This is a genomic window from Arthrobacter sp. NPDC057013, from assembly GCF_042674585.1.
GTDB lineage: Bacteria > Actinomycetota > Actinomycetes > Actinomycetales > Micrococcaceae > Arthrobacter.
This window is the reverse complement of the sequence record NZ_JBHUSE010000001.1, coordinates 605,146-630,541: the sequence shown is the minus strand read 5'-3', so window position 1 is coordinate 630,541 and position 25,396 is coordinate 605,146. Positions and strand designations below refer to the sequence as shown.

Genomic DNA, 25,396 nt, shown 5'->3' with positions numbered 1-25,396 from the left:
TCCGACTGCGCCGACCGCTATGTTCTTGAGCAATTCTTGATTAAAGCCAAGTAGTCCAAACCTTTAACGTCCTGATCTGCGTACTTCTTTGCGGGAGTACTTATGGGCCCCCTCAAAAAGTCGAGTAGAACTACGCATTGTTGCGGTTGGGGCCCCGGGTGGATTCTTTTGCTATCGAAATGCCAGCCCTTTCGCGGTATGGGGGAGGCTGGAATTCGACAGCATTTATTCCATCGAATTTAAGGAAATAACAATGACTACTCTCATGGTCTCGGTTCTTGCTTTCGTGTCCGGAATCAAGGATCGGCTGGAATCGGAAAAGGGTGCCACCGCAACCGAGTATTCGCTGCTCGTGGCCTTCATCGCGTTCGGCATCATCGTCGGCGTCACGGCCTTTGGAACCGGCCTCAACGGCTGGTTCAAGGACCTGGGCACAACTGTGGCCGGCTGGTCGAACTGAGTCGCTAACACCTCCCACACATCGGTGCGCCGCGTTCGCTGAGCCGGCCGCGGCGCACCGTCCTCATTCAGCTGTACCTAATCGCGGAGGGTCCAGTGATACGCAGCAGTTCACGCTCCAGCACAGGGAAACGCGCTCGGCGGGATCGCGGCGCCGTCGCCGTCGAGTTCGCCTTGATCGCACCCATCCTTCTGGCGCTGGTGGCAGGCATCGTGGAGTTTTCCCATGCCTACAACCTCCAGATATCCGTTACCCAGGCCGCCCGGGAGGCAGCCAGGGAAATGGCCATCGAGGACGACCAAGGCGCAGCAGCCACGGCCGCGGCCGCCGGCGCCCCGGGGCTCACGACCGGGAACTTTCAGTACGCCTTCAGCCCGGCATCTTGTGCTGCTGGCCAGAACATGACGGTCACCATCACATACCCGGCGGCCACGCTGACGGGCATCTTCGGCAGCACTGTCACGGTCACCGGAGTAGGAGCCATGCGATGCGGCGGCTGAAAAATTCCCGGATCGAGCAGGAACGTGGCGCGGCAGCAGTCCTGGTGGCCGTCATGATGCTGGTGCTCATGGGCGCGGGCGCACTGGCAGTGGACGTCGGCCAGATCTACGCCGAACGGGCGCAACTGCAAAACGCTGCGGATGCCGGCGCGATAGCCATTGCCCAGGCTTGCCATGCAACGGGGTGTACCCAGTCCCAGGCGGAAGCCATCGCCCAGGACTTGGCCAACAGCAATTCAAACGACGCGTCGTCCAAGGTGCTCCAGGTAGATATGTCCGTAGCCAACCAGGTCACCGTCAGAACTACTACCCGTGACGGTACAAGTGGGGCGGGCTTCCTGCGGCAGATGTTCAGTTCGGCCGTCAATGCGCCCCCGGCGACCGTGGGAGCCCATGCAACCGCCGCCCTGGAGTTCCCCACCCGCGGCTCGGGATTTCCCCTGGCGATTTCAAACCACTGCTACAACCTCTCCGCAGCGCTTGCCACAGGAGAGGTCCAGAAAATCTCCTACAAGCCGGGTGGAACGTGCACCGGGCCGTCAGGGACACAGATCCCGGGGGGCTGGGGCTGGCTGGACCGAAGCTCTCCGTGCGTGGCAACCACCCAAAACGGCAACAACCAGATCGGTTCGGACCCGGGCAACAATCCCCCTACGGACTGTCAAAACGTCCTTTCCGGATGGAAGGCAACCATCCTTGCCGGCGGGGAAGTCGATGTCGCCTTTCCCATCTTCGACAATGCCACCAACCAGGGACAAAACGGCCAGTTTCACATTATTGGTTATGCGACATTCAAGATCTGGGGCTGGAAGTTCGGCAACAACGGTGTTTACGAGTTTCGCAATACTTCCACCTCTCCGGGAATGACAAGCGCCCTCGCATGCTCCGGAGGAAACAACCGCTGCGTCATCGGTCAATTCATTAAATTCGAGTCAATCGACTCCTTTACCGGGGGATCGGGCGGTGGGACGAATTTGGGAACCGTAATTATCAAGCTCATCGATTAAGGGCTGGCACATAGATAGACGACAACAAACAATTCTTAAGGGGAAAACAGTGAAAACTCGCCTACTGGGAGGCATTGCCGCGCTGCTTGTGGCAATCATCGGAACCGTGTTGCTGGTCTCGTACGTACAGAATGCGGACAAGCGCGCCCTGGCTGACACGGAGACCGAGTCCGTGTACGTCGTAGAAAAGACCGTTGCAGCCGGGACCGGAATAGACAAGGTGGCAGGCGCAGTCGTTCGGAAAGAAGTACCAAAACTGGCAGTTGCTGCCGGAGCCGTGACGGACCTGAACCAGGTTGGACAGAAGGTCGCCGCCGTAGACCTGATGCCGGGTGAGCAGCTCCTCGCCACCCGCATGGTGGACGCAGCGTCCATCCTCGGTCCGGCCAGGGTACAGGTTCCAACTGGCATGCAGGAGATCACCCTCAAGCTCCCCATCGAACGCGTGGTGGGCGGCACACTCGCGGCGGGCGATACCGTAGGCGTCTTCCTCTCCGTGCAGGACTCCACGGCGAAGACGGGCAAGACGCAGCTGACCTTCCACAAGGTCCTGGTCACGGCGGCACAGTTCAGTGACGGCAGTACCGCGAAGTCGCAGGAGACGGTGGCGACGGAAGAGTCGTCGAAAGGTGCCCTCAACGCGAAGAAGGGGTCTACCTCGAATGAGGGCTACCTCATCACCTTGGCCCGCAACTCCGGCGATGCTGAACGGATCATCTTCGCCACCGAGTTCGGAACCGTCTACCTCTCCAAGGAACCGGCCAACGCAGTGGAAGGTACGTCCGGCGTCGTGAACACCGGAAGGCTGTTCCGATGAGCCGCTTCGTCCTCATCACCCCCAACGCCGACTTCGAACGGCGCATCCAGCTGGCCGTCTCAGGCATGCACGGTTCGCTCCGTGTGTTCCAGGCGGACTATTTGCCCGAGAGCCCGCAGGACTTCCTCCGGCAACTCGTGGGCGAGCCGCCGGAGGTGCTGATCCTCGGACCGGGCCTCCCCGTCGACGGCTCATTGAAACTGGCGTCCGTCATGGATCTGCAGTACCCCGAGATAAGCGTTGTCCTGGTGGTGCCTGAAACCAAGGAAGTAGTCCTCCAGGCCATGCGTTCGGGCGTCCGTGACCTGCTCGACCCGGCTGCGGATCCGGACGCCATCCGTGTCCTGCTGGAGCGGGCCAGCCTCGCGGCGGCAGGCCGCCGTCGTGGTTTGGCCCCCGGGGCATCAGAGCACGCCGACCACGGTGAAGGCGGGCGGGTCATCGCGGTCATGTCCCCCAAAGGCGGGGTGGGCAAGACCACCGTGGCCACCAATCTCGCCGTCGGCCTTGGCAAGGCTGCCCCTATGAGCGTGGTGATCGTGGACCTGGACCTGCAGTTCGGCGATGTTGCGAGTGGTCTGATGCTGGACCCTGAACACACCATCACCGATGCCGTAGTAGGAGCAGCCAGCCAGGACTCCATGGTCCTGAAGGCGTACCTAACCGTCCACCCCGCAGGGATCTACGCCCTCTGCGCGCCGCGAAACCCGGTCGAGATGGACAGGATTTCGGGCGAGCAGGTGAGCCGGCTCCTCAGCCAGCTGCGGGAGGAGTTCCACTACATCGTGGTGGACACGGCACCCGGTTTGGGCGAGCACGTCCTGGCGACGCTGGAGCAGGCCACCGATGCCGTCTGGATCTGCGGAATGGACATTCCCAGCATCCGGGGCCTTCGGACAGGCTTCCAGATCTTGGCCGAGCTCGGCCTCGTACCCGAGAAACGGCACGTGGTGCTGAACATGACGGACCGGCGGGCAGGCCTCACGTTGCAGGACATCGAAGCCACCATCGGCTCCCCCGTTGACGTTGCGCTCCCCCGCTCCAAGACGCTGCCATATTCCACGAACAAGGGGGTGCCCATCCTCCAGGACGGCAGCCGGGACTCCGCCGCAAAGGGGCTCCGCCAGCTGGTGGAGCGCTTCAAACCGAATTGGGAAGAAAGACCCCACAAGAAGCTGCACAGAAGGGCGGTAGTCCAGTGAACCTCACAGACCGGTTCCAGAACCTCCGGGGCGAGCCCAAGGCTAACGCCGAAAAGCCACAGCCGGCTGACGTCTTCAAACCCAAACCGGTTGCGGCCACCCTGGGCAAGAAGCACGAGGAGCAGGCAGCTGGCTCGGCGGCGAGCGCCACGGCAGCCCTGGAGACACCTGCCGTCGCTTCGGTTGCCAGCGAGGCCCTGAACACCCTGAAGGAGCGGGCAACGCAGACGCTCTTTGAACGGCTGGGTTCGCGGCTCACCGACTCCACCCTTGACGACGAGGAACTGCACCAGTTTGTCCGGGACGAACTGAAGATCGTGGTCGACGAGGAACAGGTTCCACTCTCCGGCCCCGAGAGGCAGCGGCTCATCCGGGACATCATCGACGACGTCCTGGGCCACGGCCCCATCCAGCGGTTCCTCGACGACCCGTCCATCACCGAGGTCATGGTGAACCGCTACGACCAGGTCTACGTGGAACGGCAGGGCCGCATCTTCCCCACGGACACCAAGTTCAGCTCCGATGACGCGCTGCGTCGGGTGATCGACCGGATCGTGTCCAAGGTGGGCCGCCGGATCGACGAGTCCTCGCCACTGGTGGACGCGCGGCTCGCAGACGGCTCGCGCGTCAATGCGATCATCCCGCCCCTGGCTGTCAACGGGCCGGCACTGACAATCCGCAAGTTTGGCAGGGAAGCGCTGACGGTCCAGGATCTCATTTCGCTGGGCAGCCTCTCCCCCGAGATGGCGGAGCTCCTGCACGCATGCGTTCTTGCCCGGATGAACATCATCGTGTCCGGCGGAACCGGCACCGGCAAGACGACGCTCCTCAATGTGCTGTCGGGCTTCATCCCGGCCGAGGACAGGATCGTGACCATCGAGGACGCCGTCGAACTCCAGCTTCAGCAGGAGCACGTCATCCGGCTCGAAAGCCGTCCGCAGAACATCGAGGGCAGGGGTGAGGTATCCATCCGGGATTTGGTCCGGAACTCGCTTCGCATGCGGCCGGACCGGATCGTGGTGGGTGAGGTTCGGGGCGGCGAATGCCTCGATATGCTGCAGGCCATGAACACCGGCCACGACGGTTCCATCTCCACCGTTCACGCCAACTCACCCCGGGATGCCATAGCCAGGCTCGAGACGCTGGTGCTGATGGCAGGAATGGATATCCCACTCCGGGCCGTCCGCGAACAGCTGGCCTCCGCCGTCAACCTGGTAGTGCACATCACCCGGATGCGCGACGGCTCGCGCCGGGTCACCCACATCACCGAGGTGCAAGGCATGGAAGGCGACATCGTCACCCTGCAGGACGCATTCGTGTTTGACTACTCAGCCGGCATCGACGCCAACGGCCGCTTCCTCGGAAAGCCGGTGCCGACGGGCGTCCGGCCGAGGTTCACTGAGCGTTTCGCCGAGCTCGGCATCGAAGTCTCGCCGGCAGTGTTCGGGGCATCCCTGATTGGTGTGGCGCCGTCCGGCCCAGCCGCGCCAAGGGGGCGGTGACCGTGACCGCCGACTATGGCGTTTTCGTGCTGGCACTGGTGCTGCTGTACCTCGCAATCTTCCTGGTCTTCGGCGTGGCTCTCAGGCCAAATTCGGGACTTCCCATGTCACGCCGTCGGCCCGATGTCCCTGCCCAGTCCTCGCCGCTGACCCGGCTGACTGACCAGGCGGTGGGCGCGCTCAACAAGGGTCTCAGGAAGCGCGGCACGGGCCTGCTAACCCAGGACCGGCTGGATGAGTGCGGGCTCAAGAAGGAACCGGGTGACTACCTGATCATGGCGGGGGTGATCACCCTGACGGCCGCCGTCGTCGGGTATTTCCTTGCCGGTCTCTTTGCCGCTGTCCTTCTGACCCTGCTGGCCCCGCTGGGACTGCACCTGCTGCTCAATGCCCTGGCGGCGCGCCGCCGTCGGCAGTTTGACCAGCAGGTGCCGGACACGTTGCAGATGTTCTCCGGCGGGCTGCGGGCCGGCCACAGCCTGCTCCGCGCCGTGGACGCGGCGGGGCAGGAAAGCCAGCCGCCGATGTCTGAAGAGCTGGGGCGGATTGTCAACGAAACCAGAATCGGCCGGGATCTCGGCGAAGCCCTGGCGGACGTGGCGAGGCGCACCCAGAGCGAGGATTTTCTCTCCATCTCGCAGGCCATCGAGATCCACCGCGAGGTGGGCGGTGACCTGGCGGAGGTGCTGGACCACCTGGGCGACACCGTCCGGGACCGCAACCAGGTGCGCGGCCAGATCCGGGCCCTGAGCGCCGAAGGCCGGATGTCGGCAATCGTCCTCATGGCTCTGCCGGTGGTGATGTTCATCGGACTGACGTTCTTCAACGAGATGTACTCCCGCACCTTCACCAGCACGCTGCCCGGTTACCTCATGATCGCGGCGGCCATCGTCCTGCTCACGGCCGGCGGCTTCTGGCTCAGCCGGATCGTCAAACCCAAGTTCTAGGAAGAAGGTGGTCATCATGCAGCCTGTGGCCTATGCGGCGATCCTTGCAGTGATCGCACCCGTGACTGTCATGACATGGTTCGCCTTCACGGGCGACAGGGCGGGGCTCCGCAACATCCAGGCAAACCTCGGCCGGGTCTCCAAGAACAAGGGCCCGGCGCTCAGCGTCGACGAGAAGCTGATGCTGGTCAGCCAGCGCATCATGCCGAAGGGCTACGTCGCGTGGCTGGACAGGCAGCTCGCGGGAGCCGGCCGGCCCAAGGACTGGCCATTGGCCCGGCTCATCATGGTCAAGCCGCTGCTTGCCTTCGGGGGCGCCGCGATTGGCTATCTGTTTTTTGTTGGCAGTCCGTCGGCACAGCGTTTCTTCATGATGCTGGGGTTCATTGCTCTTTGCTATTTCACTCCGGACCTCCTTGTGCGCAACCGTGCACAGAAGCGGCGGGAAGCCATCCGGCTGGAGCTGCCGGTCGCTCTGGACCACATGCTGATTTCGGTGCAGGCAGGCCTCGGGTTTGAAGCGGCGATGGGACGCGCCGGCGTCAACGGCAAAGGTCCAATGGCTGAGGAGCTGATCCGTACACTCCAGGACATCCAGGTTGGCCGGTCCCGCAAGGAGGCTTACCTCGCCATGGCAGAGCGGGTGGATGTGCCGGACGTGCGCAGCTTCATCCGGGCAGTGGTCCAGGCGGATGCGTACGGCGTGGCAATTGCAGGCGTCCTGAAAACCCAGGCGGAAGACATGCGGATCAAGCGGAAGCAGCGCGCCGAGGAGCACGCCATGAAGATCCCGGTGAAGATGCTGTTCCCGCTGATCTTCTTCATCCTGCCCACCCTGTTCATCGTGGTGCTGGGGCCGACGGTGATGAGCATCATTTCGCTGTTCACGGGGTAGGTCCTTGGCGGGTGTGTGGGGCCCTTTCGGTTCTTGTAACCGGGAGGGCCCTACCTGTTTTAGGGCCGTTCGAAGCTTCAAGATTCAAGGTTTGCGCAAGGCAAGCGCAGGAAATGCGCAGGGCGCTAAAGGTTGGCTCAGGAGTGTGCAAAGAACCTACTTGAGGCGGATTTCCGTTGCTAGCTTTTTTACAGAGCTGGTGATGGACCAGCTTTCCAACACTCGCTCAGGAGTAAAAAATGCTTGCTTTCTTCTCTAACGCTGCTGCCAAGGTCCGTCGCGACGAAAAGGGCGCTACCGCCGTTGAATACGGTCTGATGGTTTCTCTCATCGCCGTTGCCATCGTCCTCGCCGTCACCTTCCTGGGCGGCCAGATCTCGACCATGTTCCAGAGCGCTGCCTGTGGCGTTCAGGGTAAGACCTACCACGCCGCTGTGGCAGGACCTCCTGCGGTGGCCGCTAGCTGCTCATAGTAACCACGGTCCACACCGGGTAGCGGAGGCCAGCCCTTCGCTACCCGGTTCATTTTCCACTTCCTTGTGCCGAGGCTCCGGGACGCTTTTGCAGGAAGGCACACCACCCCAATGGTAAGAGAATCGGAACGCGGCGCCGTAGCTGTCGAGTTCGCGCTTCTGGCACCAATCTTGGTCATGCTGCTCCTAGGAATCATGGAATTGGGACGCGCCTACAACGTGCAGACCACGCTGACGAACGCCGCTCGCGAAAGTGTGCGGTCCATGGCAATCAATAACAGCCAGACCAGCGCAAGGACGGCCGCAAAAAATGCAGCGACTCAGCTAAGCCCACCCTTGGCCGACGCCAACATCACGTTCAGCGCCACTGATTGCACGGTGGGTACGCAGATGACAGTCACCGTGAGCTACAACCTCAGCACATTGACCGGAATTGCCGGCCCATTTGCTATGACAGGGAAAGGAACCATGCTGTGCGGCGGCTAAGCGATCCTTCTGACGGAGAGCGCGGTGGAATTGCGGTTATCGTTGCCCTTCTCATGGTGATAATGCTCGGCTTTGCCGCGCTCGCCATCGACGTCGCCAAACTATACGCAGAACGGGCGCAACTGCAGAACGGCTCCGACGCCGCAGCTCTCATGATGGCTCAGAAATGCGCCAAGAACGACACTGACGCCGAATGTTCCGCTACTTCTCCCCTAGCTGCAGACCTCGCAAACAAGAACGCTATCGACGGATTGAGCAACGTAAAGTCCATCGCCCTGGACAAGACAAACCGCACCGTGACAGTAACTGCTGGTGCCAAGGAGTCGGGCGCATCCGCGAATTCCGTGTCCCTATTTTTCGCGGGCGTCCTGGGTATCCAGAGCGCCGAAGTGAATGCCAGTTCCAGTGTGAGGTGGGGTAGCCCGGTGGAAGGCACCATCGTCTTTCCGCTGGCGTTCTCCATCTGTCAGGTTTCGGGCATGGTAGACGGCGCCGCGCAACTGCTACAGAACCACTCGGCTGATGCGAACGCTGACTGTCCGCTTGGACCAGCCGGTAAGACCGTCCCCGGCGGTTTCGGCTGGACCTCGCAGAACACAGGCCAATGCGGTGGCCTGATCAACTTGGCCCTAAACCAAAGTGGCGGCGCCACCGGCAATGACGGACCATCAAACTGTGACGCCATTCTAAACAATTGGGCCAGCGAGCTCACTGCGGGAAGGCAAGTCATCGTATTGCTCCCTGTCTACGACGACGTGACCGGAACCGGTTCAGGAGCCAGCTATCACCTGAAGAGTTTTGCCGCCTTCAGTGTCCAGGGCTGGGCCTTCAGCGGCGCAGACAAGCTGCCCATGGTCTACAACAACACTCCCGCGGCCAAGAGCCTGGAGTGCAAAGGCAGCTGCCGCGGCATTATCGGGAAGTTCGTCAAGTACGTGTCCCTCGCCGACGGTTACAAGCTGGGGCCCGTTAGCCCTAACGGCGCCACGATCGTCGAATTGACCAGTTAGTTCCCTGCAGCGCATCAGTTCTGCAGTTCATTGATACAAATTCTCAGGAGCAGTTCGTGAAGTCTCGGTTGTTGGCAGGCGCGGCAGCGGTAGTCCTCGCTCTCGTGGGGGCTATGCTGGTGATTTCTTACGCCCAGGGCGCAGACCAGCGTGCCGTTCAGAACCTTCAGCCTGTGGACGTCCTGGTGGTCAAGGCGGCGATTCGCGCCGGAACCCCGGTTGAATCAATGGGAGCTTCCCTCGCCACAGAACAGTTGCCTGCATCGGCTGTCACTGGATCATCGCTGAAGTCGCTGGATGCTTCCAAGGGCAAGGTCGCTGCCGTGGACCTGGTACCCGGGGAGCAGCTGGTTTCCGAGCGTCTCGTGGCCCCCGAAGACGTAAAAGTTGTTGGCTCTGTCACCATCCCGGCAGGCTTACAGGAAGTCTCCTTCCAGCTCGAACCTGACCGGGTTGTAGGCGGACGGCTAGCTCCGGGTGACCACGTTGGCGTCTTCGTCAACCTCGACAAGGGCGGTTTGGAAGACAAGATCGATGCAGAAACCACCAAACTGACGGTGCGCAAGGCCTTGGTGACGGCTGTCCAGCGGGCTCCTGAGCCGGCTGCCACTGTTCAACCCTCACCTACGGCAAGCGCCGATCCGAACGCTGCCGATCCCCAGGACACCACGCTTCCCACGGGCTCCCTCATGCTGACCGTCGCTGTCAGCGATGTCGACGCCGCCAAGATCGTCTTCGCTGCCGAGTACGCCAAGGTGTGGCTGAGCAAGGAACCCACCAACGCCAAGGACAGCGGTCCACGGATCATTCAGCGGAGTGAGGTGTACAAGTGAGCCGCTTCGTTTTGATCACGCCAAACCCGGACTTTGACGGCCGCCTGCGGCAGGCCGTGGCCGGCGGGCTCCAAGGCGGCGTTCAGACCTTCCTAACGAACATCCTGCCCGCTGGCCCGTACGACCTGTTCGCCCAGCTGAACCAGGAACAGCCGGAGGTCCTGATCCTCGGCCCGGACCTGCCAATTGACGAGGCACTACGCCTGGCTACTGTGTTGGATGTGCAGGTTCCAAACCTGATGGTGCTCCTCGTCAGCGAACCGGACCCAACCCTGGTCCTACAGGCCATGCGGGCTGGCGTCCGCGACGTCCTCAGCCCCTCTGCCGATCCCGCCCAGCTTCGCGTGCTATTGGAACGCGCCTGCCAATCCTTCGCCAATCGGCACCGGACCGAGCATCAAGGCCCCGCGGAAAACCACCGGGGCGCGGTTATCGGGGTATTCTCCCCCAAGGGCGGCGTGGGCAAGACGACCATTGCCACCAACCTCGCCGTTGGGTTGGGGAAGCTGGCCCCCATGAGCGTGGTACTTGTGGACCTGGACCTGCAGTTCGGTGACGTTGCTTCGGGGCTGTACCTGAATCCGGGGTACACAGTCACCGACGCCGTTTCGCCAGCCGCGGCCCAGGACACCCTGGTGCTCAAGGCCTTCCTCACCGTTCACCCTGCCAGCATCTATGCACTGTGTGCGCCCCTCAGCCCTGTGGAGGCCGACTACATCACGCCGGAACAGATCACGCGCCTGCTCGAACAGCTCGCCGAAGAATTCCAGTACGTCGTGGTGGATACCGCGCCCGGTCTGCCCGAAATTGGGCTGGCCGCCATGGAAGCCTGCACAGACGTCGTGTGGGTCAGCGCAATGGATATCCCCAGCGTTCGTGGCCTCCGGTCAGGCATGGACATTCTGCGTCAGTTGGAGATTCTGCCGGAAGGCCGGCACGTGGTCCTAAACATGGCCGATCCCAAGTGCGGCCTCTCAGTGCAGGACATCGAAGCCACCATTGGAGCTCCCGTGGACATCAGCGTCCCCCGTTCCCGCGCGGTGACGTTGTCCACCAACCGCGGAATGCCGGTGCTGCTGGATGCCAAGAAGGACCCCGCCGCCAAGGGCTTGAGTCAGCTTGTAGACCGGCTGGGTCCGGCCGCTGGTGCCAAAGAACAGCGGAGCGCCCACCGACGGGTGGTCGTCTAGATGAAGCTTTCTGAACGCATCCAGGCCGCGCAGCTCAGATCGGAAGTTCCCGGTGCTCCGCTGCACGTTCCGGTTGCTCCTCTGCACGCGTCGGCGCAGGTTGCTTCCGAACCCGCGCTCATGCGCGCTGCCGCGACGCCGGTCCAGACCGCAGCTGCGTCGTCGATGAGCGCGGCCCCACGGCCGATCTCCGGTGTGGCCGCGTACCAGACGCGTGCGGCACGGCGTGCAGCTGAAGCTGCTGCCCAGGCGGAGGCTGGTCAGGAACAAAGTGCGTCGCCCGCTCACACAACGCCCGCTGCGGTAATCGCCCCTGCTCCGGACGCCGTGGAGGAGCGCGCCAAGCCCGTTGCTGGCACTCCCGGCATGCCAACTCCGGGCCGCCGACTGCCTGTGCCAGCGGCACCAGTCCAAGCTGGCGCCACAGCGCAGACCGAGCCATTCAAGACCAAGACCCAGCAGCCGGTGGACGTGTTCGCTGCCCTCAAGCAGCGCGCTGCAACGGCACTGTTTGAACGCATGGGGGCACGGTTCAACGATTCGGCACTCACGGAACAAGAACTTCGCAGGACAGCCCGCGACGAGCTCATCCGCATCATCGATGCCGAGCAGGTACCTCTGACCGCGGACGAGCGGACCCGCCTGGTGGCAGACGTGGCTGATGACGTGCTCGGCTACGGCCCGCTCCAGCGTTTGCTGGATGATCCCGCCGTCACCGAAATCATGGTGAACCGGATGGATCAGATCTATGTGGAACGTAAGGGGCAGCTGGCCTTGACGGAGTCAAGGTTCAGTTCCGAAGATCACCTCCGTAAGGTGATTGAGCGGATCGTTTCCAGGGTGGGCCGGCGCATCGATGAGTCCTCGCCGCTGGTGGATGCACGCTTGGAGGACGGCTCCCGTGTCAACGCTGTCATCCCTCCGCTCGCCGTCGGTGGTTCTTCGCTGACTATCCGTAAGTTCAGCAAGGTGCCCCTCACGGTGCAGAACCTCATCGATTTCGGGACCCTCACGCCGGAGATGGCCGAGCTGCTCAACGCCTGTGTTAAGGCCAAGCTCAACATCATCGTTTCCGGCGGTACCGGCACCGGAAAGACCACCCTGCTAAACGTCCTGTCTTCCTTCCTCCCGTCAGACGAGCGCATCGTGACTATCGAGGACGCGGTGGAGCTCCAGATCCAGCAGGAACATGTGGTCCGCTTGGAAAGCCGTCCGCCGAACACGGAGGGCAAGGGTGAAGTCACCATACGCGAACTACTCCGCAATTCCCTGCGTATGCGTCCGGACAGGATTGTGGTGGGTGAGGTCCGTGGCGGGGAATCTCTGGACATGCTCCAGGCCATGAACACCGGCCACGACGGCTCGCTGTCCACAGTCCACTCGAACTCGCCCCGTGACGCCATCGCCCGTCTGGAGACCCTGGTTCTCATGGCGGGGATGGACCTTCCGCTGCGCGCCATTCGTGAGCAGATCGCATCGGCGGTGAACCTGATCGTCCAGATCTCGCGTCTCAGGGACGGCTCGCGGCGCATCACTCATGTGACGGAGGTACAGGGCATGGAGGGCGACATCGTCACGCTCCAGGATGCCTTCGTCTTTGACTACTCCGCCGGAGTCGACCAGCACGGAAAGTTCCTTGGCAGGCCTGTCCCCACAGGCATCCGCCCGCGGTTCATCGACCGGTTCGAGGACCTTGGCATCCATGTATCGGCCGGCGTCTTCGGGGCGCCCTTGGTCCCCTCGGAAAGGCGCTGACTCCCATGATCGTGACCCTTGGCGTTGTCCTCGTGATTGCCTCCGTGGTCCTCGGCGGTGTGGCCGTCCTGATTCCGCGCACACCCACGGTGCCGCTTGAACGGCGTCGTCCTTTCCGTACGGAGGCGGACTCCCAACTCACCCGGTTCGCCGGCAGCGCAGTCCAGTCCATCGAGCGTCTGCTTGCCAAAAGGGGCATCCGCTACTTCAACCGGGAAAGCCTGGAGAACGCCGGCCTCCGGCTGAGCCAGGCCGAATTCATACTGCTGATCCTGGTGGGGGCCTTCGTAGGCGCCCTCATCGGGCTCGTCGTGGCCGGACCCCTACTGGCCATCCTGCTGGTTGTTGCGGCGCCCTTCGTGGGACATCTGGTGCTGGGCTTCCTCGCCGGCAAAAGACGGGCAAAGTTCGACGAGCAGTTGGGCGACACTCTCCAGTTGCTGTCCGGCAGTCTCCGCGCCGGTCACAGTATCCTGCGCGCCATTGACGCCGCCGCCAACGAATCTCAGACTCCCACGTCGGAAGAGATGCGCCGCGTGGTGACGGAGACCAGCCTCGGCCGGGATCTGTTGGTGTCCCTCAATGACACGGCAGAGCGTATGAAGAACGAGGACTTTGTCTGGATCGCCCAAGGCATTCAGATCAATCGCGAGGTGGGCGGGAACCTGGCGGAGGTCCTGGACCAGGTGAACGAGACCATCCGCGAGCGTAGCGAGATCAAGGGCCACATCAAATCGCTGGCGGCGGAAGGCAAGTTCTCCGCATACATTCTTATGGCCTTGCCGGTCGCAATTGTCCTGCTACTTCTGGTGATGAACCCCGAATACATGAACAAGATGTTCACCACGCCTCTGGGCTGGGTCATGGTTGTTGTCGCTATTGTGCTCATGACCATCGGTGGTTTGTGGATGCGCAAGATCATTGACCTGAAGTTCTGAGGCGGTCGTGGATCCTTTGATGATACTTTCACTGCTCCTGATCTGCATCCCGCTGGCCTACCTCACATGGGCCTTCCTTTCCGTCGACCGGAAAGGGCTGTCAAGCGCCCGAATCCTGCTGTCCAGGGGAATCCACCGAGCTGACGTGGAGAAAAAGACCAACACCGGTCTTGTCGAGAAAATCGGCTACCGTCTGACACCCGCGGGTTACGTAAACAAGCTCGATCGGCTCCTCTCCCTCGCTGGCCGGCCGGCGTCCATGCCGCTAGGCCGATTGCTTGCCGCCAAGCCCGCACTGGGTCTGGTAGGCGGCATCCTTGGCCTCATCATTATCGCGGGGGGACCGACACCCATCCTTAAACTCGTGGGCCTGTTCGTCTTCTTCCTTGGGTACTTCATCCCGGACCTGATGCTCTACAGCAAAGGCCAGGAGCGGCAGAAAGCCATGCAGCTCGAGCTCGCCAACACCTTGGACCAGATGCTCATTTCCGTCGAGGCGGGTCTCGGCTTCGAGGGAGCCATGGCCCGGGCCGGCGAAAACGGCAAGGGTCCTCTTTCAGAGGAACTGGTCCGTACACTGCAGGACATGCAGGTGGGACGCAGCCGCCGCGAGGCCTACTTGGCGCTTGCCGAACGCACCAACATTCCGGAACTGCGCAGCTTCGTGCAGGCCGTCGTGCAGGCGGACACCTACGGCATCGCCATCAGCCGCGTCCTGCGCGTGCAGGCCAAGGTGATGCGGGTGAAACGCCGCCAGCGGGCTGAGGAGAGAGCTATGAAGCTCCCCGTCAATATCCTTTTCCCGTTGCTCTTCTTCATCTTCCCTGTGCTCTTCATCGCTGTCCTGGGCCCCGCCGTCATCAACACCATCGAGACGTTCGCCACCCAGTAAACTGCAAGCTTCCGCAGGTTTCCCCACCACAAGGTACCCGCAGGGTTTCCACAAGATCCAAGGTCAATCAGGGTTTTCCCAACCTCAGAAAGTAGCCTTAAGCCATGTCCATTTCAGGTTCCGGAGCACCCGACAGCAGCGCCAACGGCGTCTGCGTCCCGGTGTCCGGCGTCCCGGATGGCGGGGCTCACAACGAATCGGAGAGTGCCACTTTGCCCGTTTTGGACCTGGACGTCCTACACGATCTCGAAGAAGACATGGGCAGCACCGGCGTGGCGCACAGCTTCGCCCGGGACTACATCAGGATCTGGGACAAACGCCGGACCTACCTTGAGTCGTCGATCGAGGATGACGACGCCGAGGCCGCCATGGACGCCGTCCTAAGCCTGAAGAACTCCGCGATGATGGTGGGCGCCGCACGGCTGGCCCAGCTGGCGGTGAACCTGGAACGCCTCGTCAAGAGCGGCGACCTGCCCGCCGTGCGCCGGTTGCTGCCATTCGTGGCCCTCACGGGCGAACAAACTGTCTGCAGCCTGGAGCAGGGCTATCTCCCGCCGGAGGCCTGAGCCGCCCACAAAGCAGTCTGCCGCAACTTAGCCGGCCGCCCGCCGTCGACCGTGACCTATTGGCCCTACTCCGCCCGCTTAGGAGCCAGCCGGTAACCCACCCCTCGCACGGTGACCAGCCACCGTGGATCCTGCGGGTCCTCCCGGAGCTTGCGGCGCAGGTTGCCGATGTGGACTTCAACGGCCCGCTCGTCGGCTTCGCTGATGTAGGTGTCCTCGCGGTAGAACTCCCCTCGCACTACGCGCACCAGGTCGGCCCGGGTACGCACCGCGCCGGTGCCCCTCAGCAGCTCGTGCAGCAGGTCGAATTCGCTGCGGGTCAGTCCGAGGGGCGTGCCGCGGAGGTTCACGGTCCGGGTTTCGGTATCGAGAGCCAGTCCGTTGTGCTGAAGCACCGTCCCCCGGCGCGAGCCGGCGGGGGCGGCACCAGAGGACCCGGCCTCCGCAGCAGGCGAAGCGGCGGCCTCGCCGGCAACCCGGGGCCGGCGCAGCATGGCCGTTATCCGCGCCCGCAGTTCGCGCGGGCGGAAGGGCTTGACGATATAGTCGTCCGCGCCGCCCTGAAGCGCTGTGATGGTGTCCAGCTCTTCATCGCGGCCTGTAAGCATCACGATGTACGCATCGCTGAACTGGCGAATGCGGCGAAGGACTTCGAACCCGTCGATATCCGGCAGGCCGACGTCGAGAGTTATTACGTTTGCCTGGCGCTGCCTGGCCACATCAACCCCGTCACGGCCGGTCCCTGCCGAGTGCACTTCAAACCCAGCCTGCTGCAAAACCGCGTCAAGGAGATTCCTGACGTCAACGTCATCCTCGATAACCACAGCAACACCAAGATCGCCCACCACAACCTCATATCCAGGTAAAACCACCGCACGGCCCAGCGCAATGCGGTAAGCCTTACCAGATTACCTACGCTACAACGTAGAAGTGCCCAAAGAGCCAAAATTGCCCATATCTTTTAGACGCACACGCGTCAGTAGTGCCAAACCCTCCAATACCGAACTATAGCTGTGCATAATGGGCTTCATGTGTGCATATAACGTCGAGGGGCCTTGGAATTCGGAAGTGCAGGCGAGTACCGGGCGCAGCCGCATTGGGTGAGCAGGTGCTGGTCCACGACACGGACCGATTCTTCCGCCGGCTGCAGCCCCGCGTCCAGGTGGCGCTCTGCCAACTCCCGGTAACCCTTATTCTTGGTGCGCTGGCGATCGCGGCGCCGGCGGTGTGGCCCACGCTGATCGAGAGCCCCGTCTTTATCGCAGCCATCGTCATGATGGTTGCCACGTTTCTAGGCTGCTTTCTGGTTCCCTGGGAACGGCTGCCGCCCAACGCCTACCTGCTAATTCCAATCCTCGACATGGTGGTCATCGGACTGGCACGCAACGGCGCGGTTCCAGCGGTGGCCGGACTCGGAGTTCTGGCGATATTCCCGGTGATCTGGCTTTCCAGCTCCGACAACTACCCGCGCACCACCATATTCCTGAGCTTTTTCGGTACCGTCCTCATCGGCATTCCCACGCTGGTGCAAAAGTTTCCCAAAATTTCACCTTCGGACATTGCCACCGCAATTCTGCTGCCGCTAATGATGCTGGCAGTCTCGGTGGCCATCAGGTTCGCCGGTGCCAATGTTCGGCTGCAGCGCCAGCGCCTGGAAAAGAAGGACGCCGAACTGCGCGAACTGCTCGTGGAGAGCAAGGACCGCGAGCGGCTGCTGAAGACCATCCTGGACACCACCGACGTCGGGATTGTGGCCGTGGACGCCGACGGCCAGAAGGTGCTGGTCAACGACCAGCAGAAAACCTTCAGGCAGGCCGCGGCGCCCGCCGGCATGGAGCAGCCGCTGGAAGCGGAGCAGCTCATGTTCGGCCGGGACCGGGTGACCCCGCTGCCGCTGGACAAGCGCCCCATCCGCCGGGCCGTTGCCGGCGAGACTTTCGCCGACTATCTGGTGTGGCTGGGCGAGGGATCCACGCAAAGGGCCGTCTCCACGGCTGCACGGATTATCAAGAACGACGACGGCGGGTTCAGTGGGGCGGTCATCGTCTACACCGATGTCACGGGCTTGGTCGAGGCACTCTCTGCCAAGGAAGAGCTGATCTCCAACGTCTCCCACGAGTTCCGCAGCCCCCTGATGTCAGTCCTGGGCAATGTGGACCTGGTGCTGGATGAAGCGGACAGCCTGTCCCCCGACTCCGTGCACCGGCTCGAAGTGGTGCAGCGCAATGCCGAGCGGCTGCTGTCCCTCGTCTCCGAACTTCTGGTGTCGGCGTCCGCCGTTCTGGCCGTGCATCCCCGCCGGACCGACCTCGCGGGCCTGATCGAGAACAGCATCGGCTCGGTCCAGGCCCAGGCGGACGCCAGCCACGTCTCCCTCACCACCGACGTCCCGGCGCCGCTGTGGGCCCACGCCGACCCGCTCCGCATCGGCCAGGCTCTGGACAACCTGGTGTCCAATGCCATCAAATACTCTCCCGACGGCGGCAAAGTCACCGTGAGTGCGCGGCGCAGTGACTCCTGGGTGCAGCTGAAGGTCCAGGACACGGGCATGGGTATCAGCGAAGAGGAAACATCGCGCATCTTCACCCGGTTCTTCCGCACCCAAGCCGCACGCCAGGCGGCCATTCCGGGCGTGGGGCTGGGCCTGTCCATCACCAAGACCATCGTGGAGCGGCACGGCGGTGCCATCTCCTGCGACAGCAAACCCGGCGCGGGCACCACCTTCACCCTCACGCTGCCAGCCGAAGGGACGCCCGAAGTCTGACGCCGGGTGGGGCAGAGTGGTTTTTCACACCATGATCCCTTCCCAGCGGCACAGGTTTTCCACAGCTTCGTTTTCCACACTTCCGTTTTCCACAGTTCCGTTTTCCACATAGGCATAGATCTGCGTCGTTTTTGTTATGGGCGCGTGGCATGCTCTCGGTATGGATAACGGGGTGGCTGCTGCTGAGGCGCTGGAGGCTATTAGTGCCTCTGCCTTGGGGCTGGCCGCCGAGCTCCGCAGGACCGCTGAGATTAGCCCGGCGGGTAAGGATCCGGCAGGGGCGGATGCGGTGCCGGATCGCTTGGACCCGCTTGGAGAGCAGGCGACTGCATACCTGGACGGCCTGACCGGGGTGGCCGGGATGGAAGCCCAGCTTGCGGCCGTAAAGGTGCACCTTGCCACTGGATACACCACGGCGGACGCGGCCATGGCGCCCCCACTTGCAAGCCCGCAGGACTCTGCCGTCCGGCAGATATCGGTGACGGCGGAGGTGGCCGGCGCGTTGACCGTCAGCGAGGGCACGGCCTCACGGTTGCTGGTTGAAGCAAGCATGCTGGGAACGCAACTGCCGGTGACACTGGCGGCGCTGCGGGCGGGAAGCATTTCGTGGCAGCACGCTCGGATCATGTGCGACGAAACCGACGGGCTGGACCCGGAGGCCACTGCGGCTTTTGAGACCCACTTCCTCGACCACGACGCTCCCGGGTTTGCGCGGGGTTGCCCGGCCGGGGAACTGACACCGGCAAGGTTCCGGGCCAAGGCCAGGTATTGGCGGGAACGGCATCATCAGGACAGCATCGAAAAACGCCACCACAAGTGTGTGGAGGACAGGCGGCTGGAATACACCCCGGACCGGGACGGCATGGCCTGGCTGTCGGCGTACCTGCCCGCGGACCAGGCCGCCGGGATCTGGAACCGCGCCACCGCCGCCGCCCGCGCTGTGCAGGGCCCGGCCGAAACCAGGACCTTGACCCAGCTCCGCGTCGACGCGTTCGCCGCGTGGGTCCTCGGCCCAGGCCAACGGGTTGACGGCCGTGCGCCGGCCGACCTGGCCGCAGCATTCTTTGCCGCAGGTCTCCTTCCCGCCGATTCCGTCCCGGCAGGTGATGTACCAGCCCGTGGCGCCCGGGCTGGCGACGTACTGGCTACGGGTGGGCGGATTGGTGATGCCACCTGCGGTGCAATCCTGCCCGGTGAAGTGCTCGCTGATGGCGAAGCGCCGTCGCCGGCGGCGCAGGTCCTAGTCACGGTGCCGGTGTTCTCCCTGCTTGGCCTGTCCGATGAGCCAGCCACACTCGATGGGTACGGGCCGATCCCGCCGTCCATGGCCCGCCGGCTCGTCGCCGAGGGCGCAACCTCTTTCCACCGGGTGCTTGTTGACCCGCGCGACGGGGCACCGTTGGAGATCGGACGCACCAGCTACCGGCTGACCAAACCGATGCGTCAGTGGTTGCGGCTCCGCGACGCCAAGTGCACGTTCCCGAGCTGCAACAACCACTCCCTGGACAACGACGCCGACCACATCCTCGCCTGGGCCGACGGCGGCGGCACCGGCGTCGCCAACCTCGGCCAACCCTGCCCCAAACACCACAAACTCAAACACTGTACGGCTTGGCAACCAGTCGGCGCCACCCGCGCCACCCCACCGGGCTGGACCTCACCCATGGGACGGACCTACAAGGCCGAGTACCAGGACTGGGAACCACCCACCTGGCCAGAACTGCTGAACGGCCAAGACCGGCGGAAACTGCCACCCGGCCAAGATTGGCAGGAGCTGCAAGACTGCCAAGAACCGCCGGGCTCTCCCGACTCCCTCAATGGCCCGGAAATACCGCTGCCAGTAGATCCTTTGCCCGATTGGGCACCATTCCCTGCAGCGTAGACCGGCGCGTCCCCGCAGCGGAAACCGGCGCGCCAATCTCGCGACCCGCTAGTCCAGCGGCAAGGTCACGGTGACAGACGTTCCTATCGAGGGTGAGGACTCGACCGCCATCCTGCCGCCCGCGGAAGTCACGGCCAGGCGCATGAGGCGCAGTCCCATGCCCGAGTGCCTGCCGTGGGTGGCGGCCTCGACATCGAAGCCCCCGCCGTCATCCGTCACGCGAAGCTGGATGGCGTGGTTGTCCCCGGAGCGGCAGACACAGCACAGCCGGACAGTCACGGAGGACGCCTCCGCATATTTATGGATGTTGCTCAGGAGCTCCTGCGCGGCCCGGTAGAGCAGCGTGGCGGACTTCCTGTCCACTTCCATTCCATGGTGGGGCGCCTCAAGGTGCACGGTGATCCCTCGCTCGCGCAGCGGGAGGGCCAAACGGTCAATCGCCCCCGCGACGCCAAGCGCATAGAAATCAACCGGATGCGTATCGGTAAGAACGCCACGGACTGCGACGACGTCGTCGCTTGCTAGTGATTTCATGTTCCAACTGTGCGCCCGGCGCCTTGTTATTTTCTTGTAACTTTTCGGCGTGTCCCCCGTTTGAAGGGGCGCATCCGAGGCGCGGCCTTATAGCTCTACGCCAAGGTGTAGCCGGACCCGCGGACCGTCTTCAGCCAGCGTGGTTTCCTCGCGTCGTCCCCCAGCTTACGGCGCAGGTTGCCAACGTGGGTTTCGATGATCCGGCCGGGGTCCCGCGAGTCGGCTGCGCCGCCATCCGGACCTGACTTCCGCTTCACGAGGCCCAGAAGACCGACGAGTTCAGTCTTGGTGACCACGCCCGTGCCGCGCTGCAACAGGATGTGCAGCAGGTCGAACTCGGTGCGGGTCAGCTGCAGGGTGCGGCCGCCGATAGTGGCTGCCCGCGCCGCGTAATCGAGCTCCAGTCCCTTGTGCTCGTAGCTGTTCGCGTAGCCCGGCGCTGCGGCGAGGTCCTGTGCGGCTGGCGGGACAGAGTCCTGCAGTCGGGGCGCCGCCAACGCGGGTGTTTTGACCGGCCGCAGGTTCCGCGCCGGCGGGACAGAGCCCCGCAGCCGCGGGGACACCTGGGGCGGCTCCCGCGGTGTGACAATCGGTGGCACCGTAAGCTGCCGGGGCCGGCGAAGCATGCCGTCCACTCGGGCCCGGAGCTCCCGTGGCCGGACGGGCTTGACCATATAGTCGTCAGCCCCGGCATCGAAGCCCCGCAAGGTGGCCCGAAGGCCGCTCCGCGCGGTGATGATCAGGATGTATGTGTGGCTGAACTCCCGGATCCGGCGCAGCACGTCGTAGCCGTCGGTGTCCGGAAGCGCCAGGTCAAGCGTGACAGTGTCCGGCTGCCTGGCACGCACCAACGCCACCCCGGATTCGCCGGTGGCAGCGCAGTGCACCTCGAACCCGGCCTCCCCGAGCGTGGCCCGCAACACGGACCGGACTTCCTCATCCCTGTCGATGACGACAACGACGCGACGATCATTCATCCCTTACCCCCTGTAAGGACCGCATGACTAAAGACTGCGTCTCAGACTACTAGCCGCGCGCCCGGAAATGACGCGCGACCCTCAACGCCCCCAACACAAGATCGCGGGGCAGCAGTGGGGCAGCGTATTACTCCCGCAGCGCCCGCGTCAGCTCAGCCCGCGCGAGCAGTTCGCCGTCGGAGGGGTAGGCCACTTCCTCGAACACCAGGGGGTGCGGCGCGGCCAGGACGGAACGTGCATCCCGCTTCCGTGCCAGCAGGCGCTCGTGCAGCCACTCCGGCCGCTCCTGTCCCTCCCCCACGTACAGCGCCGACCCCACCAGGGCGCGCACCATGTTGTGGCAGAACGCATCGGCCTGGACCGTGGCAACAATGACGCCGTCCTGCCCGCGGGAGAATTCGAATCGCTGCAGCTCACGGACCGTCGTGGAGCCTTCCCGAGGCTTGCAGAAACTCAGGAAGTTGTGCAGGCCCAGCAACTTCCCCGCGCCCTCGTTGAGCAGGTCCACGTCCAAGGGGGCCTTGTGCCAGAGCGTGTCATACCGGCCGAGCGGATCCCACTTCTCCGGGCCGTCCCCGATCCGGTAACTGTAGCGGCGCCACAGCGCGGAGAACCGGGCGTCAAAGCCTTCAGGAGCAACCGCAGCGTGGTGGACGACGATGGCGCCGGTCTGGTCCCCCAGACCCCGGCTGAGCGCTCCCCTCAGCCGGCGCAAAAGTGCGACGGCGGGATCGACTGCCGCGCCACGGCTCAGTCCCACCCACTCGGCTTCCGTCAGGTCGAGGTGGACCACCTGGCCGCGGGCGTGCACGCCGGCATCGGTACGCCCGGCCACCGTGACGCGTATGGGCCGGCGGAGCAATAGCTCCAGCGCGCCCTCCAGGACTCCTTGAACGGTACGCAATCCTGGCTGCACTGCCCAGCCGCTGAACGGGCCGCCGTCGTACGCCAGATCCAGCCGGATACGCAAAAACCCGCCGCCCCCCAAAACGGGGGCAGCGGGTTTTTGGTGGTTCATAGACTTAAGTCTATGCGAAGGATTTAGCGAATTACTTCGCGTCCTTGGCCTCGTCGGCAGCAGCCTCGTCAGCGGCAGCTTCCTCGGCCGGAGCCTCTTCAGCAGCAGCCTCTTCAGCCGGAGCTTCCTCAGCAGCAGCTTCCTCAGCGGCGGGAGCCTCTTCGGTTGCAGCTTCGGTCTCAACGACCTCTGCCTCGGGAGCTTCCTCGGCGGCCGGAGCAGCAGCGGCAGCGGCCTGGGTGGCCTCGGCTACAACAGCCTGCTTGGCGGAAACCGGGTCGAGAACCAGCTCGATGACAGCCATGGGAGCGTTGTCGCCCTTACGGTTGCCGATCTTGGTGATGCGGGTGTAGCCGCCGTTGCGGTTCTCCACAGCCTGGGCGATGTCGGTGAACAGCTCGTGGACGACGCCCTTGTTGCTGATCAGGCCGAGAACGCGGCGGCGGGAAGCGAGGTCGCCACGCTTGGCGAAGGTGACCAGGCGCTCTGCGTACGGCTTCAGGCGCTTGGCCTTGGTGACCGTGGTGGTGATCCGCTTGTGCTCGAACAGTGCGGAAGCCAGGTTCGCGAGCATCAGACGCTCGTGAGCCGGGCCGCCTCCGAGGCGCGGACCCTTAGTGGGGGTAGGCATAGTTATTTCTCCTCATATGGAAGCCGGGAGGCTGCGCACAACACGGTGCGGACCAGCCCCTCGGCCAAGATCTGCTTGTTAGAGCTCGTCGTCGCTGAACGCGGCGTCGTCCTCTTCGATGGCTGCGGCGCGGGCTGCCAGGTCGAAACCGGGAGGGGAGTCCTTCAGGGACAGGCCCAGTTCAACCAGCTTTGCCTTGACCTCATCGATGGACTTCGCACCAAAGTTGCGGATGTCCATCAGGTCAGCCTCGGAGCGGGCAACGAGTTCACCCACGGTGTGGATGCCCTCACGCTTGAGGCAGTTGTAGGAACGAACGGTGAGGTCCAGATCCTCGATCGGCAGAGCCATGTCTGCTGCCAGGGCAGCATCCGTCGGCGACGGGCCGATTTCGATACCCTCAGCTGCGGTGTTCAGCTCGCGGGCCAGACCGAACAGTTCCACCAGGGTCGTGCCAGCGGAAGCAACGGCATCGCGCGGGGCGATGGCCTGCTTGGTCTCGACGTCGACAATGAGCTTGTCGAAGTCGGTGCGCTGCTCAACACGGGTGGCTTCCACGCGGAAAGTAACCTTCAGCACCGGCGAGTAGATGGAGTCAACCGGAATGCGGCCGATCTCTGCGTCGCCGGACTTGTTCTGAGCTGCCGAAACGTAGCCGCGGCCGCGCTCGATGGTCAGTTCGAGTTCGAACTTGCCCTTCGAGTTCAGCGTGGCAATGTGCAGATCCGGGTTGTGGAACTCGACGCCGGCCGGCGGAGCGATGTCCGCGGCGGTGACGACTCCGGGGCCCTGCTTGCGCAGGTAAGCAACAACCGGCTCGTCGTGCTCGGAAGACACGGAAAGGTTCTTGATGTTGAGGATGATCTCGGTGACATCTTCCTTGACACCCGGAACCGTCGTGAACTCGTGCAGCACGCCATCGATCCGGATGCTGGTTACAGCGGCACCGGGGATGGAGGAGAGCAGGGTACGGCGGAGGGAGTTTCCGAGGGTGTAACCGAAGCCCGGCTCCAGCGGTTCAATGATGAACCGGGAGCGGTTTTCGGAGACGACCTCTTCGGAGAGGGTGGGGCGCTGTGCAATGAGCACTTAGGTTTCCTTTCGGCGAGCATCCGCTATATGACGCAACACAGGTGGTGGAAAATCGGTCTGAGGACTTAACGCGCTGGGCTTGCCCGGACCCGAAACGGGTCCGGGCAAGCTCCGGTGCACGGAAAGTACTTAGACGCGGCGGCGCTTCGGCGGACGGCAGCCGTTGTGCGCGGCGGGGGTGACGTCCTGGATGGAGCCAACCTCGAGGCCGGCAGCCTGCAGCGAACGGATGGCGGTTTCGCGTCCGGAACCCGGTCCCTTGACGAACACGTCAACCTTCTTCAGGCCGTGCTCCTGTGCACGCTTGGCGGCGGCTTCGGCAGCCATCTGCGCAGCGAACGGGGTGGACTTACGCGAGCCCTTGAATCCAACCTCACCGGCGGAAGCCCAGGAGATCACAGCACCGGTCGGGTCCGTGATGGACACGATGGTGTTGTTGAACGTGCTCTTGATGTGCGCCTGGCCAAGCGCGATATTCTTCTTGTCCTTCTTACGCGGCTTGCGAACCGCGCCACGAGTCTTCGGGGGCATTTCTTCTCCTACAGAAAGTTATTTGGGGGAAGGCCTTGCTGAACCCACATTGCCGTCAGGCAAATGCGGTTTAGCGGGCCTTCTTCTTGCCGGCGACGGTACGCTTCGGGCCCTTGCGGGTACGAGCGTTGGTCTTCGTACGCTGACCGCGTACGGGCAGGCCCTTGCGGTGACGCAGGCCTTCGTAGCTGCCGATTTCAACCTTGCGGCGGATATCTGCTGCCACTTCGCGGCGAAGGTCACCCTCAACCTTGTAGTTGCCTTCAATGTAGTCACGCAGCTCTACCAGCTGCGCGTCCGTCAGGTCCTTGACCCGAACGTCAGCGCTGATGCCGGTGGCAGCCAGGGTTTCGTGTGCACGGGTCTTGCCCACGCCGTAGATGTAAGTAAGCGCAATTTCCAACCGCTTTTCGCGGGGAATGTCTACGCCAGCGAGACGAGCCATAGTGGCGGTACTCCTTGAATAAACCGGAGGTCGTAGGCAGTACACCCGC

27 protein-coding genes are annotated in these 25,396 nt (G+C 63.4%); 19 read left to right on the top strand and 8 right to left on the bottom strand.

What is annotated here, in order from left to right; all coding sequences use genetic code 11:
- Positions 1-253 precede the first annotated feature (253 nt).
- The 17 genes from ACFTSA_RS02975 (at position 254) to ACFTSA_RS02895 (ending at position 15,473) form a co-directional block, all read left to right on the top strand.
- Positions 254-460 (top strand): Flp family type IVb pilin, encoded by a 207-nt coding sequence (locus tag ACFTSA_RS02975; protein WP_377949496.1) that lies wholly within the window; start codon positions 254-256, stop codon positions 458-460.
- Positions 461-555: 95 nt separating this feature from the next.
- The gene (locus ACFTSA_RS02970) at positions 556-960 is read left to right on the top strand and encodes a TadE/TadG family type IV pilus assembly protein (RefSeq protein ID WP_377949495.1); all 405 of its coding nucleotides are present in this window, start codon (positions 556-558) and stop codon (positions 958-960) included.
- Positions 948-1,967 carry a TadE/TadG family type IV pilus assembly protein gene (locus ACFTSA_RS02965; protein WP_377949493.1) on the top strand — a complete coding sequence of 340 codons (1,020 nt, stop codon included), beginning with the start codon at positions 948-950 and terminating at the stop codon, positions 1,965-1,967. The genes ACFTSA_RS02970 and ACFTSA_RS02965 overlap by 13 nt, the downstream gene beginning before the upstream one ends.
- A gap of 49 nt (positions 1,968-2,016) precedes the next feature.
- The gene (locus ACFTSA_RS02960) at positions 2,017-2,784 is read left to right on the top strand and encodes a Flp pilus assembly protein CpaB (protein ID WP_377949492.1); all 768 of its coding nucleotides are present in this window, start codon (positions 2,017-2,019) and stop codon (positions 2,782-2,784) included.
- Entirely contained in the window at positions 2,781-3,986 is a 1,206-nt protein-coding gene (locus ACFTSA_RS02955; RefSeq protein WP_377949490.1) for a CpaE family protein, read from the top strand. The genes ACFTSA_RS02960 and ACFTSA_RS02955 overlap by 4 nt, the downstream gene beginning before the upstream one ends.
- On the top strand, positions 3,983-5,488 hold the full coding sequence (locus ACFTSA_RS02950) for a CpaF family protein (RefSeq protein ID WP_377949489.1): 1,506 nt from the start codon (positions 3,983-3,985) through the stop codon (positions 5,486-5,488). The genes ACFTSA_RS02955 and ACFTSA_RS02950 overlap by 4 nt, the downstream gene beginning before the upstream one ends.
- Positions 5,485-6,435, top strand: a complete 951-nt coding sequence (locus ACFTSA_RS02945; RefSeq protein ID WP_377949487.1) for a type II secretion system F family protein — start codon at positions 5,485-5,487, stop codon at positions 6,433-6,435. The genes ACFTSA_RS02950 and ACFTSA_RS02945 overlap by 4 nt, the downstream gene beginning before the upstream one ends.
- Positions 6,436-6,451: 16 nt before the next feature.
- Positions 6,452-7,330, top strand: coding sequence for a type II secretion system F family protein (locus tag ACFTSA_RS02940; RefSeq protein WP_377949486.1), 879 nt, complete (start codon positions 6,452-6,454; stop codon positions 7,328-7,330).
- A 239-nt stretch (positions 7,331-7,569) separates the two neighbouring features.
- A complete protein-coding gene (locus tag ACFTSA_RS02935) occupies positions 7,570-7,803 on the top strand; it encodes a Flp family type IVb pilin (protein WP_377949484.1) in 234 nt (77 codons plus the stop codon).
- Between the two features lie 111 nt (positions 7,804-7,914).
- Entirely contained in the window at positions 7,915-8,289 is a 375-nt protein-coding gene (locus tag ACFTSA_RS02930; RefSeq protein ID WP_377949483.1) for a TadE/TadG family type IV pilus assembly protein, read from the top strand.
- On the top strand, positions 8,277-9,299 hold the full coding sequence (locus tag ACFTSA_RS02925) for a pilus assembly protein TadG-related protein (RefSeq protein ID WP_377949482.1): 1,023 nt from the start codon (positions 8,277-8,279) through the stop codon (positions 9,297-9,299). The genes ACFTSA_RS02930 and ACFTSA_RS02925 overlap by 13 nt, the downstream gene beginning before the upstream one ends.
- Before the next feature lie 56 nt (positions 9,300-9,355).
- The gene (gene cpaB / locus ACFTSA_RS02920) at positions 9,356-10,132 is read left to right on the top strand and encodes a Flp pilus assembly protein CpaB (RefSeq protein WP_377949481.1); all 777 of its coding nucleotides are present in this window, start codon (positions 9,356-9,358) and stop codon (positions 10,130-10,132) included.
- A complete protein-coding gene (locus tag ACFTSA_RS02915) occupies positions 10,129-11,322 on the top strand; it encodes a CpaE family protein (protein ID WP_377949479.1) in 1,194 nt (397 codons plus the stop codon). Before cpaB ends, ACFTSA_RS02915 begins: the two co-directional genes overlap by 4 nt.
- Positions 11,323-11,688: 366 nt before the next feature.
- On the top strand, positions 11,689-13,077 hold the full coding sequence (locus tag ACFTSA_RS02910; RefSeq protein ID WP_377949816.1) for a CpaF family protein: 1,389 nt from the start codon (positions 11,689-11,691) through the stop codon (positions 13,075-13,077).
- Between the two features lie 5 nt (positions 13,078-13,082).
- Entirely contained in the window at positions 13,083-14,015 is a 933-nt protein-coding gene (locus ACFTSA_RS02905; protein ID WP_377949478.1) for a type II secretion system F family protein, read from the top strand.
- A gap of 19 nt (positions 14,016-14,034) precedes the next feature.
- Entirely contained in the window at positions 14,035-14,907 is an 873-nt protein-coding gene (locus ACFTSA_RS02900; RefSeq protein WP_377949476.1) for a type II secretion system F family protein, read from the top strand.
- A 104-nt stretch (positions 14,908-15,011) separates the two neighbouring features.
- Complete coding sequence (locus ACFTSA_RS02895; protein ID WP_377949475.1) at positions 15,012-15,473, top strand: Hpt domain-containing protein; 462 nt, start codon at positions 15,012-15,014, stop codon at positions 15,471-15,473.
- A gap of 65 nt (positions 15,474-15,538) precedes the next feature.
- Here the strand turns inward: ACFTSA_RS02895 and ACFTSA_RS02890 are convergent, their stop codons facing one another.
- Positions 15,539-16,318: a response regulator transcription factor gene (locus ACFTSA_RS02890; protein ID WP_377949472.1), complete on the bottom strand. Its 780-nt coding sequence runs from the start codon at positions 16,316-16,318 to the stop codon at positions 15,539-15,541.
- Between the two features lie 251 nt (positions 16,319-16,569).
- Between ACFTSA_RS02890 and ACFTSA_RS02885 the strand changes: the two genes are divergently transcribed.
- Together ACFTSA_RS02885 and ACFTSA_RS02880 are read left to right on the top strand one after the other, a co-directional pair.
- Positions 16,570-18,237, top strand: a complete 1,668-nt coding sequence (locus ACFTSA_RS02885) for a sensor histidine kinase (protein ID WP_377949469.1) — start codon at positions 16,570-16,572, stop codon at positions 18,235-18,237.
- Positions 18,238-18,397: 160 nt separating this feature from the next.
- Positions 18,398-20,119 carry a DUF222 domain-containing protein gene (locus ACFTSA_RS02880; RefSeq protein ID WP_377949468.1) on the top strand — a complete coding sequence of 574 codons (1,722 nt, stop codon included), beginning with the start codon at positions 18,398-18,400 and terminating at the stop codon, positions 20,117-20,119.
- 48 nt (positions 20,120-20,167) lie between these two features.
- Here the strand turns inward: ACFTSA_RS02880 and ACFTSA_RS02875 are convergent, their stop codons facing one another.
- From ACFTSA_RS02875 to rpsM, 7 genes are all read right to left on the bottom strand, one after another.
- Entirely contained in the window at positions 20,168-20,653 is a 486-nt protein-coding gene (locus ACFTSA_RS02875; protein ID WP_377949466.1) for a sensor histidine kinase, read from the bottom strand.
- A 95-nt stretch (positions 20,654-20,748) separates the two neighbouring features.
- A complete protein-coding gene (locus ACFTSA_RS02870) occupies positions 20,749-21,630 on the bottom strand; it encodes a response regulator transcription factor (RefSeq protein ID WP_377949464.1) in 882 nt (293 codons plus the stop codon).
- A gap of 127 nt (positions 21,631-21,757) precedes the next feature.
- Complete coding sequence (truA, locus tag ACFTSA_RS02865; RefSeq protein ID WP_377949462.1) at positions 21,758-22,648, bottom strand: tRNA pseudouridine(38-40) synthase TruA; 891 nt, start codon at positions 22,646-22,648, stop codon at positions 21,758-21,760.
- 31 nt (positions 22,649-22,679) lie between these two features.
- The gene (rplQ, locus tag ACFTSA_RS02860) at positions 22,680-23,279 is read right to left on the bottom strand and encodes a 50S ribosomal protein L17 (RefSeq protein ID WP_377949459.1); all 600 of its coding nucleotides are present in this window, start codon (positions 23,277-23,279) and stop codon (positions 22,680-22,682) included.
- A 78-nt stretch (positions 23,280-23,357) separates the two neighbouring features.
- Complete coding sequence (locus ACFTSA_RS02855) at positions 23,358-24,368, bottom strand: DNA-directed RNA polymerase subunit alpha (RefSeq protein WP_003803733.1); 1,011 nt, start codon at positions 24,366-24,368, stop codon at positions 23,358-23,360.
- A 132-nt stretch (positions 24,369-24,500) separates the two neighbouring features.
- Positions 24,501-24,902 (bottom strand): 30S ribosomal protein S11, encoded by a 402-nt coding sequence (gene rpsK, locus ACFTSA_RS02850; RefSeq protein WP_003803734.1) that lies wholly within the window; start codon positions 24,900-24,902, stop codon positions 24,501-24,503.
- A gap of 70 nt (positions 24,903-24,972) precedes the next feature.
- The gene (gene rpsM / locus ACFTSA_RS02845; protein WP_003803743.1) at positions 24,973-25,347 is read right to left on the bottom strand and encodes a 30S ribosomal protein S13; all 375 of its coding nucleotides are present in this window, start codon (positions 25,345-25,347) and stop codon (positions 24,973-24,975) included.
- Positions 25,348-25,396: the final 49 nt, after the last annotated feature.

What these genes read in the sequence shown, in the direction of transcription:
- rpsM (WP_003803743.1), bottom strand. Translation starts at nt 25,347, where the DNA reads ATGGCTCGTCTCGCTGGCGTAGACATTCCCCGCGAAAAGCGGTTGGAA.
- ACFTSA_RS02880 (WP_377949468.1), top strand. Translation starts at nt 18,398, where the DNA reads ATGGATAACGGGGTGGCTGCTGCTGAGGCGCTGGAGGCTATTAGTGCC.
- ACFTSA_RS02975 (WP_377949496.1), top strand. Translation starts at nt 254, where the DNA reads ATGACTACTCTCATGGTCTCGGTTCTTGCTTTCGTGTCCGGAATCAAG.
- ACFTSA_RS02965 (WP_377949493.1), top strand. Translation starts at nt 948, where the DNA reads ATGCGGCGGCTGAAAAATTCCCGGATCGAGCAGGAACGTGGCGCGGCA.
- ACFTSA_RS02905 (WP_377949478.1), top strand. Translation starts at nt 13,083, where the DNA reads ATGATCGTGACCCTTGGCGTTGTCCTCGTGATTGCCTCCGTGGTCCTC.
- rpsK (WP_003803734.1), bottom strand. Translation starts at nt 24,902, where the DNA reads ATGCCCCCGAAGACTCGTGGCGCGGTTCGCAAGCCGCGTAAGAAGGAC.
- ACFTSA_RS02935 (WP_377949484.1), top strand. Translation starts at nt 7,570, where the DNA reads ATGCTTGCTTTCTTCTCTAACGCTGCTGCCAAGGTCCGTCGCGACGAA.
- truA (WP_377949462.1), bottom strand. Translation starts at nt 22,648, where the DNA reads ATGAACCACCAAAAACCCGCTGCCCCCGTTTTGGGGGGCGGCGGGTTT.
- ACFTSA_RS02870 (WP_377949464.1), bottom strand. Translation starts at nt 21,630, where the DNA reads ATGAATGATCGTCGCGTCGTTGTCGTCATCGACAGGGATGAGGAAGTC.
- ACFTSA_RS02900 (WP_377949476.1), top strand. Translation starts at nt 14,035, where the DNA reads ATGATACTTTCACTGCTCCTGATCTGCATCCCGCTGGCCTACCTCACA.
- ACFTSA_RS02940 (WP_377949486.1), top strand. Translation starts at nt 6,452, where the DNA reads ATGCAGCCTGTGGCCTATGCGGCGATCCTTGCAGTGATCGCACCCGTG.
- ACFTSA_RS02910 (WP_377949816.1), top strand. Translation starts at nt 11,689, where the DNA reads ATGCCAACTCCGGGCCGCCGACTGCCTGTGCCAGCGGCACCAGTCCAA.
- ACFTSA_RS02955 (WP_377949490.1), top strand. Translation starts at nt 2,781, where the DNA reads ATGAGCCGCTTCGTCCTCATCACCCCCAACGCCGACTTCGAACGGCGC.
- rplQ (WP_377949459.1), bottom strand. Translation starts at nt 23,279, where the DNA reads ATGCCTACCCCCACTAAGGGTCCGCGCCTCGGAGGCGGCCCGGCTCAC.
- ACFTSA_RS02895 (WP_377949475.1), top strand. Translation starts at nt 15,012, where the DNA reads ATGTCCATTTCAGGTTCCGGAGCACCCGACAGCAGCGCCAACGGCGTC.
- ACFTSA_RS02930 (WP_377949483.1), top strand. Translation starts at nt 7,915, where the DNA reads ATGGTAAGAGAATCGGAACGCGGCGCCGTAGCTGTCGAGTTCGCGCTT.
- ACFTSA_RS02875 (WP_377949466.1), bottom strand. Translation starts at nt 20,653, where the DNA reads ATGAAATCACTAGCAAGCGACGACGTCGTCGCAGTCCGTGGCGTTCTT.